At 34.0% G+C, this 5,386-nt stretch carries 4 protein-coding genes; 1 reads left to right on the top strand and 3 read right to left on the bottom strand.

Translation table 11 applies throughout. The features are described 5' to 3' along the window. Positions 1–365 precede the first annotated feature (365 nt). Entirely contained in the window at positions 366–1,643 is a 1,278-nt protein-coding gene (locus AC0KTX_RS16300) for an SLC13 family permease (protein WP_474253124.1), read from the bottom strand. Positions 1,644–2,383: 740 nt separating this feature from the next. Between AC0KTX_RS16300 and AC0KTX_RS16305 the strand changes: the two genes are divergently transcribed. After that, the gene (locus tag AC0KTX_RS16305) at positions 2,384–3,037 is read left to right on the top strand and encodes a GntR family transcriptional regulator (protein WP_117017349.1); all 654 of its coding nucleotides are present in this window, start codon (positions 2,384–2,386) and stop codon (positions 3,035–3,037) included. Between the two features lie 148 nt (positions 3,038–3,185). Here the strand turns inward: AC0KTX_RS16305 and AC0KTX_RS16310 are convergent, their stop codons facing one another. Then, a complete protein-coding gene (locus AC0KTX_RS16310; protein WP_474253125.1) occupies positions 3,186–3,974 on the bottom strand; it encodes an enoyl-CoA hydratase in 789 nt (262 codons plus the stop codon). Between the two features lie 993 nt (positions 3,975–4,967). Then, the gene (locus tag AC0KTX_RS16315; protein WP_474253126.1) at positions 4,968–5,159 is read right to left on the bottom strand and encodes a hypothetical protein; all 192 of its coding nucleotides are present in this window, start codon (positions 5,157–5,159) and stop codon (positions 4,968–4,970) included. Positions 5,160–5,386 lie beyond the last annotated feature (227 nt).

Here is a 5,386-nt window from a genome sequence, read left to right on the forward strand (position 1 = left end):
ACCTTTAGACCCAGTTTATTACATGTACCAATACTGGGTTTCTTCAGTATTGCCTTTTTTCGGATCATCGGACAAGGGAATTTCCAATTTCTATGATTTTTCACCTTGACATATTACCGCAGGACTTTATTTTTGATTACACATATAATTTTCACAAATTCTGCAAATTCATTTATATATGCACCCTGAATCCTGAATCCTGCATTCAATATAATTTATACTCATCATAATGAGAAAAAACAAATATGTCAATTAATTTGATTGACATTTCTGAAAATTATTTACCTTTCATCATCTTTTTTCGTTATACATGACTCATTTTGGAAAAAGAAGAAAACGAACAAATTCACAATAAAGCGAAAATTTTATCCCCAAGGTACTCCGATTAAAACAAATAACAGCCAAGCCAGACCTGGTCCAAATGCAATGATAATACCAGCAACAGTCATGAGTTTTTTATAAAATTCACGCGAATCCATCCCTTGAGCATTCGATACGATAAGAGCTCCACTTGTAGAAAATGGACTTAAATCAACAATGCTTGAAGAGATGGAAATTGCTGTGACAACAGCGAGCGATGACATAGAGGGATCCTGAAGAATTGGAGTTGCTAAAGGTATAATTGCTGCTAAAAAACCGGTTGTAGAAGCAAATGCCGAGATTATTCCTCCTATATAGGAAGCTGATAGAGCTGCAAGAGTTGAATTTCCGATTGAAGCGACTAATTCAGTCAGATAATCCAAAGCGCCAATTGATTCAAGAACCCCTACATATGTCACAATCCCTGTAATCATAAAGATAATCGGCCACGGCAACAACTTAAATACATTTTCATTTTCTTTAGGATTCATAAGCGTCAATACTAATCCCACCGTCAATGCAGCAAATCCCATGTTTATTTCCAACACAAGAGCCAAAAATATGAGAACAACTATCCCTAACAGTGTCATTACTCTGAACCAAGTTAACTCAGTCTCTTTATTCTCAACCCCATTTTCCACTGTAGCTGCTAGAAAACTTTCAGAAACGTTCTGATTTTTTATCAAGCGCAATCCACCCATTGTAATATACAATACAATTGAAACTAATGTAGTAAAGAGCATAGTGTTTAAAAATAGCAATAGCGGCTCATACGGTACGCTGATATCTTCCATAACTCCTTTTACAATTAAACCAAATAAATTTAGTGGAGAAAAAGAAGCAGCCGTCGATGATATAACGATCATACTTCCCATCATGACGGGATTAATATTGTACTGTGCTGCCAACCTCATGGCAATGGGGGCAATGATCATAACACATGCGGTAGCTTGTGTACCAATACTTGCCAACACAGCAATCAAAACAAACATGACCCACGGAATAAGTGCGACCTTTCCTTTAACTAGTTTCAGACCCCAATGTGTAATTAAATCTATCGTTCCGTTATTCTGGGCAATAGCGAAGAAAAAGGTGACCCCACTTAGAAGAACAAACAAATCTCCGGGATACCCAGCAAATATATCATCCATTTCTATACCAGAAACCACCGATCCGACTAGAAATGCAGCAACGAAACCTAATAAACCTATATTGATGGGTAAAATTGCCCCAATGACAAACATAAGAAGAAGTAAAAGAATTCCGATCATCTCAACGTTCATTTAATATCCTCCCTAAGTTTCAATCGTATGTGATAAAAATATAAATTAGAGTAAAGGTTTAAAAAACTTGCCCTATTGTTCAAGCGTGCCACACCTACACCAAATTCATAAGACCAAGGCTGTGGAAAAAATCCCGATTCTCAGCGTTATTAACTGTTCCTTTTGGTTGTTAAATTCACCCCAAATTCCATTAAGTTTCATTTTCACTCTTATACCGAAATCTCTTATCTTACGTCAGAATGTTTATCAGTTATTGTTAGCGTTTTCAAATTTCTTTTCACTTCCTTTTTAAAATTTTGTATCCTGAATTCAGCATGCAGTTCACAACCGAGCTATTCCTTATAATAATTTGAAAATTCTGAAAAGTCAATAATGTTTTGCGGGAAATTTGAACAAACTAATTAAGTCGATTATATCCTTCAAACGACTGCTTTCTTTAATAATATTTTATTTTTAAACTGCTATGCCTAATATATTTATCTAAGTTTTTTTATCTGATTAGAGGAGCATGTAAAAAACTCTTTGTATTCAGTTAAATTTCATTTCTCGTTGATAATTTATATATGCCTTTAAATTATTGAGAGGTTCTTCTTTTTCCAAAAAAACTATTCAAATAATTTCGAATTATAGTACTCATTTAAATAAACGGTCATTGACGTTTTTGAAAAATCATAATAGTATTATTTTAATATGTATCCTGGATTCACAGTTTAGTTCATTCATATAAAGGAGGAAAAAAAATGGGCCAATTTTCTATATCTAAACCCTTATATCAACAGGCTTATGATGAAATTAAAAAATTAATTTTAACTGGATTAATTCCTCCAGGTGCTAAAGTAATCGCCTCACAACTTGCTGAAAAATATAATATAAGCAGAACTCCACTGAGGGAGGCTCTTAGGCAATTACAAAATGAAGGTTTATTAATCGATGATCAAACTGGGATATATGTTATAGAATTAAATCGCAAAGAATTTGAAGATCTATGCGAATGCAGGCTTTTGCTTGAAAAAAAACTCATGGAAATGATTGTGAACAAAATTTCAAATGAACAACTAGCTCAAATCGAAAAAGTTTTAGCAGAAGCAGAAAATTCACTAAAAGAAGATGATTCTTTAAAAATTCTTTCCCTCAATGCCCAATACCATAAACTTCTGATGGATTGTTGTCCTAACAGAAGGCTCGTGCAACTATTGGAACAAGTTCGTTCATTAATGCTAATCTACCGTGCCAATATAAATAAAAAACTTGACCCAGAAATAATAAATGAGCATAAAAAAATATTTTTCGCACTAAAAGAGCGTAACATGGAAAAAGTACTGGAATTAATCGAGCTTCACTTAAAAAATGACAGAATTCGTGGCATGAAGGTTCTTGAGGAATATGAAAAATAAAACTTGCTTAATAATTATTGTTAAGATTTCACGTACTTAAACCCTTGGCGCATAAACCAAGGGCTAATATCACCGGAAATTCATCCATTTCAACTTTATGATGGCAATAGCTTTCGATCACAGAACAGGCACCCTAATACTTTTTCGTCTATTCTCCCCGCCATACTGGGGAACGTTTCTCCAGATATGCTGCAACTCCTTCAGCAAAATCCTTGCTTCCATAAACTTTAGAAATCATATCATCAAACTCAAAATGATTACGATTAATTCTGCGGAAAGCTTCTTTTGTTGCCCCTATTGTTAATGGGGCTCTCTTGCTTATTTTTAAAGCTATTTCTAATACTTTGGAAAAAAAGTCTTCTTCTTTAAAAATATCAGTTAGAAAACCAATGGAAAGAGCTTCTTCAGCAGAAATAAGCCGAGCAGTATAAAGCAATTCCTTTGTTCGCATTACCCCGATCGCCTTGGCTAACCTTTGATAGTTATGAATACTTAAACAATTCCCTAGTGTCCGAGAAATTGGAACTCCAAATTTTGCATTTGATGTTCCGTAGCGTAGGTCGCAAGCTGTTGCAATAATGAGTCCACCTCCAACAGCATAACCATGGATAGCCGCAATCGTGGGTTTTGGAAATGCCTCCAATCTATTAATAATTCGATCTATAGTATGTTCATAGGAAATTCCATACTTATCAGTAAAACCTTTGAATTGACTAATATCTGTCCCTGCTGCTAAAGCTTTGTCGCCATCCCCGCGAATAACAAGTATGCGGATGGAGTTATCATTTTCCAGATTTATCAAATGTTCTTCTAACTGTTGATACATCTCCCAAGTCATTGCATTCAATGCGCTTTTTCTGGATAAAGTTAATTGAGCAACTGATTCAAAGCGATCAAGAATGACTCGCCCTACTTCATTAGTTTTTTCAACACTCATTCATTTTCTCTCCTCGTAATAAAATTTAGAAATTCTTTGTTGTTGTTCTTGACATATTTCCGCAGGATTTAAAAAATACAATCACTATTGGCCAAACCTTACTTAAAATTCAATTATATTATGACGTTTTTGTGATATCTGAATGAAAAAGAGAAAAAAATTCTGCATACCGGATTCAGGGTGCAATTTATTTCATAGTATATAATTTTTAGAAAAATGTCAATATTCAATTAATTGAAACCATATAAAATTGCACAAAAGGCAATTAAAATCTATGATAAAAAAATCCCCCACTTTTATAAAGAACCAATTTTAAGGATGAATTATGTTTTAAATCAATCATCCTAAAAATCAGAGCAAAGCACCAAAGACACACACCAAAAAGAACGAAGCCGTGCAGCAAATGAAAAATCCCTTGAAGCCTTGTGGCTCAAGGGATTTCGCTCGATGATTCCGACTGGCTCGAACCAGCGACCTCCACCCTGTCAATCGCGTTTTCCAAAAACGAGTAAATTAGAAGCAAAGAAGTTTGATTTATCAAGATTTTTTAGCTGTTGAAAATTAACTCCGTTCATTAAATTTAACTTAAAAAAATAATTACGCTAGCAAATGTGTTAGCAAGAAAGTGGGTATGTGATCTGTTATAGTTAATATGAGTAGTACAGTTACAACAGAATGATAAAGACAACGTTGAATGACTGTACAACCTTTCCACCTACACGTAGCTTTTAAACAATGGTTCTTCGCTTACTTCTAGGGAATCTTGATTATTCATACACATACTTATTTCTAAATGTAATTAATTGGTACAAAGGTAGTAATTGTTTAATTTTTTTATACACAAGCTTTGTAATTTCTTTTCTATCCTCAATATCGGATGATCTGGAGATAGGGACTACAAAATTCCCCTATTCCGATCGGTCATAAGCTTTATAAAAAGTAATGAAATCCTTTGCTTCATTTTCATCAAAAGAGAAAGTAGCAATAACTTTATCATTTTTTTATTCGTAATATACCATGTAAATCCTTCGTCTTTAACTTCTCAATCACTTTAATAATCTGTTTTATTTTTTCCGCATCATTTGCAACAGCATGGAACAACACAATTTCAAACCCGCTTCTCACTAAACAAAATTGAATACAACTATGCTTCTGGAACCCCATATATTCATATTTAAAAGCCAAAGTAGCCTCTTGATGGAGATCGAAAAGCATTCAATTGTTTAACTTCCCGTTCAGTTTTTCCATAACGTACACGGATCCACGAAACTTGGTTATGATTATACATATTATCTTCAATTCCAGAGGTTATATTTTTTGGATTCCAGTTTGGATGTGTCAAGGCCGATTATTTTTTCCCCAAAATCGCCGGTTTAAAATTCCCCAGAAGGACCTTATTGATCCTTCTGTTT

Source organism: Aeribacillus sp. JST-2 (genome assembly GCF_056032925.1).